The sequence below is a fragment of the Achromobacter sp. FW305-C-30-7 genome, from assembly GCF_058783105.1.
The window spans coordinates 27,902-41,834 of sequence record NZ_JBYSYI010000004.1; the positions used below are offsets into that span (position 1 = coordinate 27,902).

General features: G+C 66.8%; 13 protein-coding genes. 1 reads left to right on the top strand and 12 read right to left on the bottom strand.

The genetic code is table 11. The annotated features are described in order from the left end of the window. Nucleotides 1-58 precede the first annotated feature (58 nt). The 4 genes from AC3WOB_RS13940 to AC3WOB_RS13955 form a co-directional block, all read right to left on the bottom strand. Nucleotides 59-1,363 carry an MFS transporter gene (locus tag AC3WOB_RS13940; protein ID WP_013394850.1) on the bottom strand — a complete coding sequence of 435 codons (1,305 nt, stop codon included), beginning with the start codon at nucleotides 1,361-1,363 and terminating at the stop codon, nucleotides 59-61. A 194-nt stretch (nucleotides 1,364-1,557) separates the two neighbouring features. Further along, complete coding sequence (locus AC3WOB_RS13945) at nucleotides 1,558-2,694, bottom strand: hypothetical protein (RefSeq protein ID WP_041655825.1); 1,137 nt, start codon at nucleotides 2,692-2,694, stop codon at nucleotides 1,558-1,560. 62 nt (nucleotides 2,695-2,756) lie between these two features. Beyond that, entirely contained in the window at nucleotides 2,757-3,485 is a 729-nt protein-coding gene (locus tag AC3WOB_RS13950) for a helix-turn-helix domain-containing protein (protein WP_013394848.1), read from the bottom strand. A gap of 97 nt (nucleotides 3,486-3,582) precedes the next feature. Further along, nucleotides 3,583-4,017 carry a gamma-glutamylcyclotransferase family protein gene (locus AC3WOB_RS13955; RefSeq protein WP_013394847.1) on the bottom strand — a complete coding sequence of 145 codons (435 nt, stop codon included), beginning with the start codon at nucleotides 4,015-4,017 and terminating at the stop codon, nucleotides 3,583-3,585. Nucleotides 4,018-4,153: 136 nt separating this feature from the next. On the opposite strand from AC3WOB_RS13955, the gene clpB reads away from it, so the two are divergent. Further along, nucleotides 4,154-6,760 (top strand): ATP-dependent chaperone ClpB, encoded by a 2,607-nt coding sequence (gene clpB, locus AC3WOB_RS13960; protein ID WP_013394846.1) that lies wholly within the window; start codon nucleotides 4,154-4,156, stop codon nucleotides 6,758-6,760. 151 nt (nucleotides 6,761-6,911) lie between these two features. Here clpB and AC3WOB_RS13965 read toward each other — a convergent pair whose 3' ends face one another. The 8 genes from AC3WOB_RS13965 to AC3WOB_RS14000 all read right to left on the bottom strand — a co-directional run bounded on the left by AC3WOB_RS13965 (nucleotide 6,912) and on the right by AC3WOB_RS14000 (nucleotide 13,903). Then, a complete protein-coding gene (locus AC3WOB_RS13965; protein WP_492275363.1) occupies nucleotides 6,912-7,340 on the bottom strand; it encodes a DUF1641 domain-containing protein in 429 nt (142 codons plus the stop codon). Beyond that, on the bottom strand, nucleotides 7,337-8,527 hold the full coding sequence (locus AC3WOB_RS13970) for an NAD(P)/FAD-dependent oxidoreductase (RefSeq protein WP_492275364.1): 1,191 nt from the start codon (nucleotides 8,525-8,527) through the stop codon (nucleotides 7,337-7,339). Before AC3WOB_RS13970 ends, AC3WOB_RS13965 begins: the two co-directional genes overlap by 4 nt. 74 nt (nucleotides 8,528-8,601) lie before the next feature. Then, the gene (locus AC3WOB_RS13975; RefSeq protein ID WP_492275365.1) at nucleotides 8,602-8,973 is read right to left on the bottom strand and encodes a Rieske (2Fe-2S) protein; all 372 of its coding nucleotides are present in this window, start codon (nucleotides 8,971-8,973) and stop codon (nucleotides 8,602-8,604) included. Next, complete coding sequence (locus AC3WOB_RS13980; RefSeq protein ID WP_492275366.1) at nucleotides 8,948-9,820, bottom strand: intradiol ring-cleavage dioxygenase; 873 nt, start codon at nucleotides 9,818-9,820, stop codon at nucleotides 8,948-8,950. The genes AC3WOB_RS13975 and AC3WOB_RS13980 overlap by 26 nt, the downstream gene beginning before the upstream one ends. A 9-nt stretch (nucleotides 9,821-9,829) precedes the next feature. Beyond that, on the bottom strand, nucleotides 9,830-11,290 hold the full coding sequence (locus AC3WOB_RS13985) for an aldehyde dehydrogenase family protein (RefSeq protein WP_013394841.1): 1,461 nt from the start codon (nucleotides 11,288-11,290) through the stop codon (nucleotides 9,830-9,832). Nucleotides 11,291-11,325: 35 nt separating this feature from the next. Further along, complete coding sequence (locus AC3WOB_RS13990) at nucleotides 11,326-12,339, bottom strand: hydroxyquinol 1,2-dioxygenase (protein ID WP_492275367.1); 1,014 nt, start codon at nucleotides 12,337-12,339, stop codon at nucleotides 11,326-11,328. A 28-nt stretch (nucleotides 12,340-12,367) separates the two neighbouring features. After that, nucleotides 12,368-12,862, bottom strand: a complete 495-nt coding sequence (locus tag AC3WOB_RS13995; protein WP_492275368.1) for a cupin domain-containing protein — start codon at nucleotides 12,860-12,862, stop codon at nucleotides 12,368-12,370. Between the two features lie 72 nt (nucleotides 12,863-12,934). Beyond that, nucleotides 12,935-13,903, bottom strand: coding sequence for a Bug family tripartite tricarboxylate transporter substrate binding protein (locus tag AC3WOB_RS14000; RefSeq protein WP_013394838.1), 969 nt, complete (start codon nucleotides 13,901-13,903; stop codon nucleotides 12,935-12,937). Between the last annotated feature and the right edge of the window lie 30 nt (nucleotides 13,904-13,933).

The following is a 13,933-nucleotide window of genomic DNA, read 5'->3' on the forward strand; positions in this document are numbered from 1 at the left end:
TTAAGTATTAAGCCGCAACGGCATGGCTGTCAAGCAACAAAGTTGGCGCGATCAGGAATCAGGCGTGCTGGTGCATGGCCGAGCGGTGCTTGGTGTCGCGCATGGTGGCGTACACCAGCAACGACAGGAAGATGATCCCAGCGAGGTAGTAGTAGAACCACTCCTCATGCCCTTGCTGCTTGAAGAACAGGGCGATGGCCGGCGCCGTGCCGCCGAAGATCGACACCGTCACGGCGTAGGGCACGGCGACGCCGGTGGCGCGGATGTTGGTGGGGAAGAGTTCCGCCTTCACCACCGCGTTGATGGAGGTGTAGCCGGCCGTGAACACCCAGGCGCCGCAGATCAGCAGAAAGGCCATGAAGGGCGAGCGCGTGTGCGACAGCGTCATCAGGATGGGTACGGTGAGCGCGGCGCCCGCCACGCCGAAGAACACCAGCAGCGGCTTGCGCCCGATCTTGTCGGACAGCGCGCCATAGACCGGCTGCAGGATCAGCGCGAAGATCAGCGAGCCGGCGATGATGTAGGTCGTGACGATATCGGAGAAGCCCGAGGTCTGCCGCACGAAGGTCTGCATGTACGTCGTGAAGGTATAGAACGCCGCGGTGCCGCCGGCAGTCAGGCCCACCACGATCGCTACCTCGCGCGGATACTGCAGCAGGCCGCGCAGCGAACTGGTCTGCGGCTTGGGCGCCTTCTGCGCTTCCTTGTACGAGTCCGTCTCGGGCATGTCGCGCCGCATCAGGGCGGTGATGATGGCCAGCATGGCGCCGATCACGAAGGGAATGCGCCAGCCCCATTCCACCAGCTGCTGGTGGGTCAGGAACACGTTCTGCAGCAGCAACAGCACCAGGATGGCGCAGAGTTGGCCGCCTATCAGGGTGACGTACTGGAAGCTGGAATAGAAGCCGCGATGCTCGGGGTCCGCGATCTCGGTCAGGTAGGTGGCGCTGGCGCCGTACTCGCCGCCCAGGCTCAGGCCTTCGACCACGCGCGCCAGCGCCAGCAGGGCCGGCGCGGCCAGGCCTATGGTGGCGTAGGTGGGCGTGATGGCGATGATCAGCGAGCCCACGCACATCATCCCCACCGACACCATCAGCGACAGACGCCGCCCGTGCCGGTCCGCCAGATGGCCGAACAGCCAGCCGCCCAGCGGGCGCACGATGAAGCCGGCCGCGAACAGCGTGGCCGCGTTCAGTTGCTGGACGACGGGATCGTGGGAGGGAAAGAAGGCGGGGGCGAAGTACAGCGCGAAGGCGGTGTAGGCATAGAAGTCATACCATTCCACCAGATTGCCCATGGAGCCGATGAAGATCGCCTTGATGCGGCGCTTTGCGTCGGGGATGTCGAGATATGCTTGCGTCATATCCGTCCTTCGGGTGCGTTTGTCGGGGGACGCCGGACACGCGCTCGCCGCCTCGACCCATGACGGCGGGCCAGCCGCGAAATGGAACACGCATTGCGTTATGTTGCGCCTGCCCGTGCCGAAATGCACGCTCTGCGGCGCTGTTTTTCGTTCAGTTTTTTGTCAGGCCTGCGCGCCGAATGGGGCGCGCCGCCTTACTTGCCGCGCGGCTTGATGACTACGCAGGGCGCGGCGCCGTCGGCCGTCTGGGCCTCGTCGCCCAGCAGCGCCCGCGTGCCGCAGACCGAGCCGAACATGCTCTTGCTGTTGTGGCCGATGCCGGCTACTTCGAACGCGCGCCGATGCAGCGTCACGGGCCTGGCGCCGCGTGCCGCCAGCACGTGCTCGTATTGCACATAGCCCGTGCCGCGCGCCAGCCGGGTCGCGCCCTGGGCTTCGGCGCCACAGGTCTTGTCCAGCAGGCGGTCTTCGGGATTGTTGTCGGCCCCGCCCAGCAGATAGGTGACGTCGCGCGCCGCGTAGCGCACGAAGAGCTTGGACTCGTCGGTCTCGCGCGAATAGGCGGGCAGCTTGTCCGGGCCGTACTTGTACTGGTTGTAGGTGGGGCAGATGCCGCGTTCGTAGGGCGCATAGCCCTTGCCGTCGGCGCGCGGGCGTTCGTTGCTCAGGTACAGGTAGGACGAGGGATTGGCGATGACGTAGCGCAGCGCCAGTCCGTCGCGTCGCAGCGGGCCGTCGATGTTGTTCAGCACCGCATAGCGCTGCACCAGTTGCGCTCCGGCCGAGTGGCCGGCCAGCACGATGCCGGCCAGCGAGGCCAGGCGCTTGCGGTCGTCCAGGCTGCGCAGCAGGTCGTCCAGCACCTGGAATGAGCTGACCGGCGCGGGGCGTCCCGTGGCCTGCACGCTGTCTTCGCCGTCCTCCCAACTGGCCTTGCGCCATGCCGCCATGCCGCCGAAGCCCGAATCGATCGAGCCCGAGAAGCGCGGCGCCAGGATCAGGGTGTCACGGGCCCGCTCGGGGTTGTGCGCCAGCAGGGCGGCGACGGATTCGTAATAGCGGTCGGCATCGCGCTTGACGCCGTGGATCACGACCACGACCTGCTTGATGTTGCGCAGGTCGTCCTTTGCCAGGTCGCGGTTGGCGTAGACCGGCATCTTGTAGCGGTGGCCGGGCTTGCCCAGTTCCACGGACTGCCAGCGCAAGGGCGCCGCGCGCTTGGGCGCGGGCGCGGTTTCGCTATAGTCGTAGGGATCAGGCAGCGGCGTCTGCGCGTACGCAGCCAGCGGCGCGAGCGCCGCCAGGGCGCACCAGGCTGCCAGGGCGCGCATGCGTCCCGGGCGCGCTTGAAGCAGGGGGAGGATGGGCGCGCGGCGCATGGCGCGGCGGGCGTTCAGCAGCTCTCTTGGCCCAGCAGCTGCTTGAGCGCGGGCAGGTCCAGGATGCGGACCTCGCGCTGGTTGATCTTGATGAGGCCGTCGCGCGCGAAGCGCGAGAACAGCCGGCTGACCGTTTCCAGGGTCAGGCCGAGGTAGTTGCCGATTTCCTCGCGGCTCATGCGCAGCACGAACTCGGTGGAGGAATAGCCCAGCGACGCATAGCGCTGCGACAGGTTCAGCAGGAACGCGGCCAGGCGCTGTTCGGAGCGCATGGAGCCCAGCGAGGCCAGCATCTGGTGCGAACGGTTGATCTCGCGGCTCATCAGGCGGCGGAACTGCTGCTGCAGCGAGGGCAGGTGGGCCGCGACCCGGTCGATATCGGCCAGGCGGATGACACAGACCTCGGAATCTTCCAGCGCGACGGCGGTCGAAACGTGCTTGCCATCCAGCATGCCGTCCATGCCGACGATTTCGCCGGGCAGGTGGAAGCCGGTGACCTGGATCTGGCCGGTCGCGTCTTCCAACTGCGTCTTGAGGCTGCCGAAGCGCACGCTGTAGACGGCGTCGAGCGGGTGGTTCAGCGAATAGAGCGGCTTGCCTTTTTCAAGGCGCACACGTTCCCTGACCAGTTCGTCCAGCTTTTCCACTTCGGCGGCTGCCATGCCCACGGGCACGCACACATGCCCCAGCATGCAGGTGGAGCAGTGGGCGGCATCAGGGGCAACGGGGACCCGTTTTTGCATACGATGACCTCTATAGTGCCCATTGCGCGGACGCATGCCGGCATGGGTATAAAGCTTAAGACAAGCTGTATTGTAGTCCGTTGTTACTACGGGCGTCTTACCGGCCCCTCGGGAGGGGGCGGGCAAGGCGGTATGCGACCCAATCGTCGGCGTCGATATCGGCTGCCGTGCCGCGCAGGGCCGGGTCTATCGGGTAGTACTGGCAGCGCAGTTCGGAGGCTGCCGCGGGCGGTTCCAGACGCGCCAGGACCTCGCGCCGCACGAAGCAACAGGGCTTGCCGGGCTGGTACTCCTCGATTTCGTCCATCAGGGCCACCAGGGCCGGCGCGACCTGGAACACGTCGCCGCGCACGCGCCGACCGTCGTCCACGGGGATCAGGCCCGGCCAGTCGCCGAAGTCCACCAGTCTGCCCGGCACGCTGGCCCGGCCGACGTAGCGCGCCGCCGGCAGCCCGCGCCGCGCGGCGGCTTGCGCCAGATCATTGATTTCGCCCGCGCGTAGCGTGCCGTAGACAAAAACGTATATGCTCATAAGTCAGATTGTTGCTGCACGTCGAAAAACCATGGCGCGGGCAAGGTGTTGAAATTCTCGCATCTGGCCGCATATTCAGGATATCGAGCCAGCCGGCACGTATCGGTCAGGCTCCCCAACAAGCCAAACGACCATTATGCGATTCGACAAACTGACCACCAAGTTCCAGCAAGCCCTGGCCGACGCCCAAAGTCTGGCCGCCCGCAACGACCACCCCTATATCGAGCCCATCCACGTGCTCTCCGCCTTGCTGTCGGATTCCGACAGCGGCGCGGGCAGCCTGCTGGCGCGCGCCGGCGTGGCCGTCAACCGGGTGCAGTCGGCCATCGACAGCGCCTTGAAGTCCCTGCCGCAGGTGCAGGGCGACGATAACGTCCAGGTCGGCCGCGACCTGCAGGCGGTGCTGACGCGCACCGACAAGGAAGCCGCGCGCCGTGGCGATACCTACATCGCCAGCGAATTGTTCCTGTTGGCGCTGGCCGACGACAAGGGCGACGCCGGCCGCATCCTGCGCGATGCGGGCCTGCAGAAAAAGGCCCTGGAAGCCGCGATCGACGCCGTGCGCGGCGGCGAGAACGTCTCCGGCGCGGAAGGCGAATCCAACCGCGAAGCCCTGTCCAAGTACACCATGGACCTGACCGAGCGCGCCCGCCAAGGCAAGCTCGATCCGGTGATCGGCCGCGACGATGAAATCCGCCGCACCATCCAGATCCTGCAGCGCCGCACCAAGAACAACCCGGTGCTGATCGGCGAACCCGGCGTGGGCAAGACCGCCATCGTCGAAGGCCTGGCGCAGCGCATCGTCAACGACGAAGTTCCCGAAACCCTGCGCGGCAAGCGCGTGCTGTCGCTGGACCTGGCGGCGCTGCTGGCCGGCGCCAAGTTCCGCGGCGAATTCGAGGAACGCCTGAAGGCCGTACTGAAGGAGCTGTCGCTGGACGACGGCAGCAACATCGTCTTCATCGACGAACTCCACACCATGGTGGGCGCGGGCAAGGCCGAAGGCGCGATGGACGCCGGCAATATGCTCAAGCCGGCGTTGGCGCGCGGCGAGCTGCATTGCATCGGCGCGACCACGCTGGACGAGTACCGCAAGTACATCGAGAAGGACGCGGCGCTGGAGCGGCGCTTCCAGAAGGTGCTGGTCGACGAGCCCGACGTGGAGTCCACCATCGCCATCCTGCGCGGCTTGCAGGAACGCTATGAAATCCACCACGGCGTGGAAATCACCGACCCGGCCATCGTGGCCGCGGCAGAACTGTCGCACCGCTACATCACCGACCGCTTCCTGCCCGACAAGGCCATCGACCTGATCGACGAGGCCGGCGCGCGCATCCGCATGGAAATCGATTCCAAGCCGGAAGTGATGGACAAGCTCGACCGCCGCATCATCCAGCTCAAGATCGAGCGCGAGGCCGTCAAGAAGGAAACCGACGACGCTTCCAAGCGCCGCCTGGGCGTGATCGAGGACGAACTCGAAAAGCTGCAACGCGAATACAACGACTACGAGGAAATCTGGAAGGCCGAGAAGGCGGCCGTGCAAGGCACGCAGGCCATCAAGGAAGAAATCGACAGCGTGCGCGCCGAAATGGCGGAACTGCAGCGCAAGGGCCAGTTCGACAAGCTGGCCGAGTTGCAGTACGGCAAGCTGCCTGACCTGGAAGCGCGCCTGAAGGCGGCCGAAGTGGGCGCCGCGGAAGCGGCCGAGGACGCCGAGGGCGGCGAAGGGCGTCCGCGCCTGTTGCGCACCCGCGTCGGCGCCGAGGAAATCGCCGAGGTCGTGTCGCGCGCCACCGGCATCCCGGTGTCCAAGATGATGCAGGGCGAACGCGAGAAGCTGCTGCACATGGAGGAATACCTGCACAAGCGCGTGGTGGGCCAGGACGAGGCCGTGCGGCTGGTGTCCGACGCCATCCGGCGTTCGCGCGCCGGCCTGGCGGATCCGTCGCGGCCCTATGGTTCGTTCCTGTTCCTGGGCCCCACCGGCGTGGGCAAGACCGAACTGACGCGCGCCCTGGCCGAGTTCCTGTTCGACTCGGAAGAGCACATGATCCGCATCGACATGAGCGAATTCATGGAGAAGCATTCGGTGGCCCGCCTGATCGGCGCGCCGCCCGGATACGTGGGCTACGAAGAGGGCGGCTATCTGACCGAGGCCGTGCGCCGCAAGCCGTACTCCGTGATCCTGCTGGATGAAGTGGAAAAGGCCCATCCGGACGTCTTCAACGTGCTGCTGCAGGTGCTGGACGACGGCCGCCTGACCGACGGCCAGGGCCGCACGGTGGACTTCCGCAATACGGTCATCGTGATGACGTCCAACCTGGGCTCGCACCATATCCAGAGCCTGGCGGGCAAGCCCTACGACGTGGTCAAGGAAGTGGTGTGGGATGAACTCAAGCAGACCCTGCGTCCTGAATTCCTGAACCGCATCGATGAAGTGGTGGTGTTCCATGGCCTGGAAGCGCAGCATATCGAGTCGATTGCCCGCATCCAGCTGCGCCGCCTGGGCGAGCGCCTGGAAAAGCAGGAGATGCGCCTCGAAGTGAGCGAGCCCGCCCTGGCGGAACTGGCCCGCTCCGGCTTCGATCCAGTGTTCGGCGCGCGCCCCTTGAAGCGCGCGATCCAGCAGCAGATCGAGAACCCGGTGGCGCGGCTGATCCTGGAAGGCCGCTTCGGTCCGCGCGACGTGGTGCCGGTGGATTGGCAGGACGGGCAGTTCGTCTTCACGCGGACCTTGCAGTAAACAGGTCCGGCACGCGGCGGGCATACCGCAGCGCATAGAACAAACCCCCGGCAGCTGGACTGAAATCCAGCTGCCGGGGGTTTTTACATGCGCGGTCCTGGTATCCGCGGCTGGCCGGACGCCAGGAGGTGTGCAGCCGCGCGGCGCAGCCTCAGGTAACGTCCGCGTAGTCCTTGCGCTGCGCCGCCATCTGCCGGCCCAGCGTTTGCAGCGCCCGCAGCACCACGGCCATGCCGCGGCGCGTGTCTTCGTCGCGCAGCAGGCCGATGAGGCCCGTCAGGCTCGGCGGGCGGGCTTCCTGCAGCGTGCGGGCATGGGCGTCGCGCAGCGTGTTGGCGGCGGTCCAGGCGGCGCTGCTGGCCTGCTCCGACAGCAGCGCCAGCTTTTCCACCATGGACTGGTCCAACAGGTCCACCAGGTCCGAGGCCAGCGACAGCAGGTCGGCGATATTGTCCAGCCGTCCGGCTTCGGCCAGCAGGCCCAGCCTGTCGGCCACCGCGCGCGCGCCAGGTCCTCCGCCCAGGAATGCGGATGGCGTATCGGCGGCCTGGGTGGCGCTTGCTTCATGCGGCGCGTTCATAGCATTCCCCTTGCGACGGCCCAGTACAGGCCGCGGTTGAACCCGTGGCGCAGCAGGCCGCCGAGCTTGGTGGGCGGCGTGGGCAGCACGTCGTGGGTATAGTCGTACCAGAGCGGCATGCCGGCGTTCAGCCCCATCTGGGCGACCGCCTGCACCCGGCCGTCATAGACGCTGCAAGGGTGGCCCAGCCGGATCTCGCCCGCGATGTTGTTGGCGACGACGGGCGCCTGGTTGTGGCAGGAGCCGCCCGCCTTGCTGACAGGCAGGTCGACGGTGTCGCCGATGACGTAGACGTTTTGCAGCCCGTAGACCTGCAGGGTCTCGTGATCGGTCGGCAGCCAGCCTTCATTGTTCTCGGCCTGCGACACGCCGGATTCCAGCACCACGTCCACAGCGCGTATCGGCGGCGTGGCCATGAGGATGTCGAAGGGCTGCTCGCCGCCTTCCTCCGAGTAGGCGATGCGCCGCTCCGGGTCCACCCGCGACAGCGTGAAGCCGCGCTGGAACTGTATGCCTTTCTGCTCGAAGATGGCGGGCAGCACTTCGCAGGTCGGGCGCTGCAGGAACAGGCAGTTGCGCAGCAGCTGCGAGGTGGTCGGGTAGGTGTAGACGATTTCGATCTTGTCGCGCACGCCGCGCCGCCGCAGATAGTCGTCCAGCATCAGCGTGGTTTCGATGGGCGCGATGCCGCATTGGTGCGGGACGTTGGGCGTCTTGGGGAAAGTGACGCTGATGAATACCCGCCCGCGTTCGATGCGCGACAAGCGGTCCGCCAGCTGCCTGGCGGGCGCGTACTGGTAGAAATGATCCCCGGCTTCCTTCAGTCCTTCGATGCGCTCCGGGGATGGCACGCAGCCCGTGGCGATGACCAGGTAGTCATAGCCGTAGCGTTTGCCGCTCTGGGTGGAGACTTCCTGGCGGTCGAAGTGGAACCGCGTGACCTTGTCGACGCGGAACTCGATTTCGGGCCGCAGCAGGGAGCGTTCCGGCCGTTTCAGTTCTTCCTGGAAGAAGAGGTTGAAGGCCACGTACATGAACGCCGGTTTGTAGTAATGATCCGGCGTGTCCGAGAGCAGCGTGATGGAGACTTCGCCGCGCGTGATCTCGGGGTAGAGCTTTCCGGCCAGCTGATTGGCGAGCATGGTGCCGCCTACGCCGCCGCCTACGACAACAATACGCTTGTTCATAAACCACCTCTTATGGAGAGATTCTGAGGGCAAGTGCAATGCGTCTGTGGGTGTAGCAATTGTGGCGGGCTACGTCAACCAGCCGGTGGTTCCTCCAAAGCCGCGTAGACGCGCCCGGCGTCCACGCGCAGCGCTTGCGGATCCAGTGCCGCGCCCTGGCAGGGGCCTTCGATGCACAGCCCGTCCTCGAAGCGGAACAAGGCCGAATGATGTGCGCACATCAGCACCTGGGCCTCATAGGTCAGGACCGCGCCGTGCGCGGCGTTCAGCATGACGGAGAAGTGCGGACAGCGGTTCAGGTAGCCCCAGACCGACTGCCCGCGCCGCAGCAGGATTACCGGCTGCGCGCCGATGTCCACGGTCAGCGAACCGCCGTCTGGAATATCGTCGACCCGGCACAGCGCAGCCTCCGCTGCGAATTCAAGCGCGGGGCAGCACGAAGTCATAGCGCCCCTCGTGGAAGTCCGAATCGAATCCATGGCGCCGGCCCAGTGCGGAATCCGCCAGCTGACGGCCGTATTGCAGCACCAGCGTAGGCTTCACGCCGAACACCGCGTCCGACTCGAGATACGGATCTCCGGCATTGAACAGATGGGTGACCAGGCGCTGGTGTCCCGGCGCGTCGATCATGAAGTGCAGGTGCGCGGGCCGGAAGACGTGGCGGCCTGTCGCCGCCATCATGCGGCCGACAGGACCGTCGCCCGGGATCGGATAGGACACCGGCAGGATGGTGCGGATCGCGAAGTAGCCGTCCTCGCCGCTGCGGTAGCGTCCTCGCAGATTGCCTTGCGGCTGCTCTACGTCCTGGCCCGAGTACATGCCGTTGGCGGCCGTCTGCCATACGTCGAGCACGGCGCCAGCCAGCGGCCGGCCTTCGGTGTCGCGGACGTACCCGTGCACCAGCGCGGGCGCGCCGGGCGTCTGCGCCATGTCCTCGCCGGCCGCGCGCTCGGGCATGCCGGCGATGTAGAAGGGGCCGAACACCGTGCTTTCGGTGGCCTGGCCGGGTTTGCGGTGGTTGATGGCGTCCACCAGCATCGACACGCCCAGCGTGTCGGACAGCAGGATGAACTCCTGCCGCACCACGCCGTCACAGATCTGGCCGGTTTCGGTCAGGAACCGGATCGCCGCCATCCATTCGGCCTCGGTGGGTTCGACGTCGGCGACGAAGGCGTGCAGGTGCCGCACCAGCGACTGCATCAACTGGCGCAGCCTGGGATCCGGCGTCTGGGCGTAGGCTGCGGCGACCGTGTCGGTCAAGGCGGTTTCAGCGTTCGGCAGGGCAGGGTTCATGGCGGCTCCTCAGCGCTTGAAATGCGGCGGCACGGCGGCGTCCACATTGACCCACACGGACCTGGCCTCAGTGTAGTCATGCATGGCCTCGAAGCCCATCTCGCGGCCATAGCCCGACTGGCCCACACCGCCGAACGGACTGCCGGGATTGACCCGCTTGTAGCAGTTGATCCAGCACATGCCGGCGTGGATGGCGCCCGCCAGCTTGTGGGCGCGCGCCAGGTCGCGCGTCCACAAACCGCTGCCCAGGCCGTAGTCGGTGGCGTTGGCGATGGCCAGCGCCTCCTCGTCGCTGCCGAAGCGCAGCACGGTGACGAAGGGGCCGAACACTTCTTCCTGCGCGACGCGGTCCCGGGGCCTGGCTTCGACGATGGTGGGCGCGACGTAGTAGCCGCGGGCCAGCTCGCCGCCGGGCGCCGTGCCGCCGGCCAGCACGCGCGCGCCCTGTTCGGCGGCAATGTTCACGTAGGACAGCACCTTGTCGCGGTGCTGGGCCGAAGTCAGCGGACCCATTTCGGTGTCGGGCGAGCGCGGATCGCCCAGGCGGATGGAGTCGGCCAGCGCCGTGAAACGCTCCAGGAAGGCATCGGCGATCTTCTCGTGCAGCATCAGGCGCGAACCCGCGATGCATGCCTGCCCCTGGTTGTGGAAGATGGCCCAGGCCGCGCCGTTGATGGCGGCGTCGAGGTTGGCGTCGTCGAACACGATGTTGGCGCCCTTGCCGCCGAGTTCCAGCTGCACGCGCTTGAGATTGCCCTGGGACGCTTGCACGATGCGGCGGCCGGTGGCGGTGGAACCGGTGAAGGCGATCTTGCCCACGTCGGGATGTTCTGCCAGCCGCTGTCCCGCCGTGTGGCCGTAGCCGGGGACCATATTGACGACGCCTGCCGGAAAGCCCGCCTGGGCCATCAGTTCGGCGATGCGCAAGGTCGACAGCGGCGTCAGTTCGGACGGCTTGAGCACCACTGTGTTGCCGGCCGCGAGCGCGGGTCCCAGTTTCCAGCTGGTGAACATCAAGGGGAAATTCCAGGGCACGATCTGGCCGACCACGCCAATGGGCGCGCGTTGCACGTAGTTGAGGAAGCCGGCTTCCACCGGGATGACGCTGCCTTGCAGCTTGTCGGCCATGCCGCCGAAGTAGCGGAAGCAGCCGGCGGTGCGCGGCACGTCCAGGCCGCGCGTGTCGCGTATCGGATGGCCGGTGTCCAGCGTCTCCAGCTGCGCCAGTTCTTCCGAGTTGGCTTCGATCAGGTCGGCCAGCTTGAGCAGCAGGCGGCCGCGTTCGGCAGCGGCCATGCGCGACCAGGCGGGAAAGGCGCGCTGCGCGGCCGCTACGGCGCGGTCCACGTCTTCGGCTTCGGCCGCCGCGATGGCGGTGATGAGGGTGGCGTCGTGCGGGTTGAGCACGTCTATCGTGCCGCCGGCGGCGGCGTCTACGAAGCGGCCGTCGATAAAGAGTTTGTTCTGCATGGCTCTGGGTACGTAATGAGTGGAAGGGGGCGGATTCAGAACTCGACCGGGTAGGGCGCGAGTTCGCCGCTTTCATACCGCTGGGGCAGGTCGGGCGTGGCGTTCTCCCAGACCAGCAGCATCGAGCGCTTGGTCGAATAGCCCTGATGACGGATGTCGGCGGGCATGGCGCAGATGTCGCCGGCGCGCATGGTGACGCGGGCGCGCGGTGCGCCGGTGTCCTTGTCGCCGATGTCCCAGACGATCTCGTCCGACAGCTGCAGGAACCATTCGACGCGGTCGTTGCCGTGGAACACCGGCAGGATGAATTCCTCGGTGGTGGGGCAGAACAGGCTGGCGCCGCAAACGGACGTGACGGAAGGATTCCAGGTGACGTCCGAGCGCGACAGGTACTTGAACAGGCTGAACGCATGCAACGCGCCTTCGTAGCCCGGCTCGGCATGGATCTGCGGCTCGTCCTGGGTCACGTCGGCGAAGGCCCGGTTGACCGGCAGGTCGTCGCGCAGCGGCGAGTCTTCCGGCAGGCCCGGCATGCGCCGCGTGGCAATGCGCGAGCGCTCGATGGCGGCGATGTTGTCGCCATGCTTGCGGCCGAAGGCCGAGCCGGTCTCCTCGGGCGCGGCAAAGGGATCGAAACCCTCGTTGGTCCAGTCGTGCAGCATGGCTTTGAAGGTGGCCATGATGAGCGGGGTGTCGAAAGTCTCGGTGTAGTCCACGCCCGCCGCCTTCATGACGCCGTTGAACGAACCGGCGTAGACGTCCACCTTGCCGTAATGGTTGCGTGTGCCGAACACGTGGTCGAAGTTGACCCAGCCATAGAAAAAGCCCCAGGCCACGTCGCGCATCAGCGCGCGCAGGAAGGCATCGGCCGGGATGGCGTGGGTGCGGATCTGGCCTTTGGAAGGCCAATGCACTTTGACGAAGTATTCGTCGCGGATGAAGGTGAACGCGCCCAGGTCGAAGCGCTTGTAGCCGGTCGCGGCGTCGGCGGCGCCGGCGGCGACTTTGCCGGCGGCGAAAGAGGGGGCGTGTGTGTCCAGCATGGCCATATCGGTACTCCTGAAGGAAAAGGGGGGCTTACTGCAGGCAGATGTCCGCCCACTTCTCGACGGACAGCTTGCCCGCGCGGGTCTGTATCAGCAGCACGCCCGGATACGGCGCGGTGAATCGGTAGGCGCAGCCGGCGGGCAGCAGGCATTGGTGCCCGCGGCCCAGCAGCACCCGGCCCATGGGCTTGCCGGCCGGAGCCTGGCCCGCCAGCACGCTGCCGTCCGCGCTGGCGGGCGGCTGGTCCAGGGCCAGGAACTCGACCTGGGCCTGGCCGTCCATCAGGATGGCGAACTCGTCATGGCTGCAGGCGTACCAGGGCGACACGCCTTCGGCGCGCAGGGTTTCGATGACGTACTCCAGGTTCTTGCCGACCACGACTTTTTCGTAGGGCGCGGAGTTGGCCGCCACCTCGAAGATGTTGGAAAAGACGTAGTGGCGCGGTGAGCCCTGCGTGATCTCGATCGAGCCCTTGCGGTAGTCCTTCAGCGAGCCGAAGACGGTGGCGGGTGTTGCGGCGTTCATGTGGCCTCCTTTGGCGGGGAATGCCGTGCGCGCGGCGGAAGTGGCGCGGACGGCGGGAGCGGGGCGGGTGTGTCAGTCCACCTTGAGGTTGATCTTGCGGATGACTGCAGTCCATTTGGCGGCGTCCTCGCGCAGGCGCAGCGCGGTGGCGTCGGGCGATTCGGGCTGCGGATCCAGGTCGTTGCCTTGCAGCTTCTGCTTCACCTCGGGAAGCGCCAGGGCGCGCGCCACCTCTTCATTCATGCGTTGCACGATGGCGGCCGGCGTGTCCTTGGGCGCGAACAGCATTTCGCGGAAGGTGGCGTCGTAGCCGGCCACGCCCGCCTGCTGCATGGTCGGCACGTCCGATGCCTGGACCGAGCGCGCGCTGCCCGACACCGCCAGCCCGTAGAGCTTGCCGGCCGCGACGTAGGGCGCGACCACGGGCGACGCCAGATAGCCGCAGGGCACTTGCCCGGCCAGCACGTCCTGGGTGGCGGGCGACGGGCCCTTGTAGGGCACATGCAGGATGTCCAGTCCTGCGCCCGACAGATAAAGCTCCATGGCCAGATGTCCCGGCACGCCCTGGCCGCCGGAGGCATAGCTGAGCGCGCCGGGCGTCTTCCTGGCCTGCGCGTCCAGCTGCGCCAGGGTGCGCAGGCCCGTCGCGGGCGAGCACACCAGCATCTGGTTGAAGTTCGCCAGCGCGACCACGGGCGTCAGGTCGTCGGCCTTGAAGTTCAGCTTGCGGTAGATGGCCGGGTTGATGGTGACCACTGTGTCCGGCGCCTCGAGAAAGGTGTAGCCGTCGGCGGGCGACCGGGCCACCGCTTCGGCGCCGATGTTGCCGCCCGCGCCGGGCCGGTTCTCGATGATGACCGGCTGCTTGAGCGACTGTCCCACGGCGTCGGCCACGATGCGCGCCGCCGTGTCGCCCGGCGATCCCGCGGGAAAGGCGACCACGATGCGGATGGCGCGCGTGGGCCAGTCCTCTTTCGGCTGGGCGTGCGACGCCGTGCTGGCGGCCACACAGGCTGCCAGCGCAAGTAAATGCGGTTTCATGCTGTCTCCTGACGTTTATTTTTCAGGCGC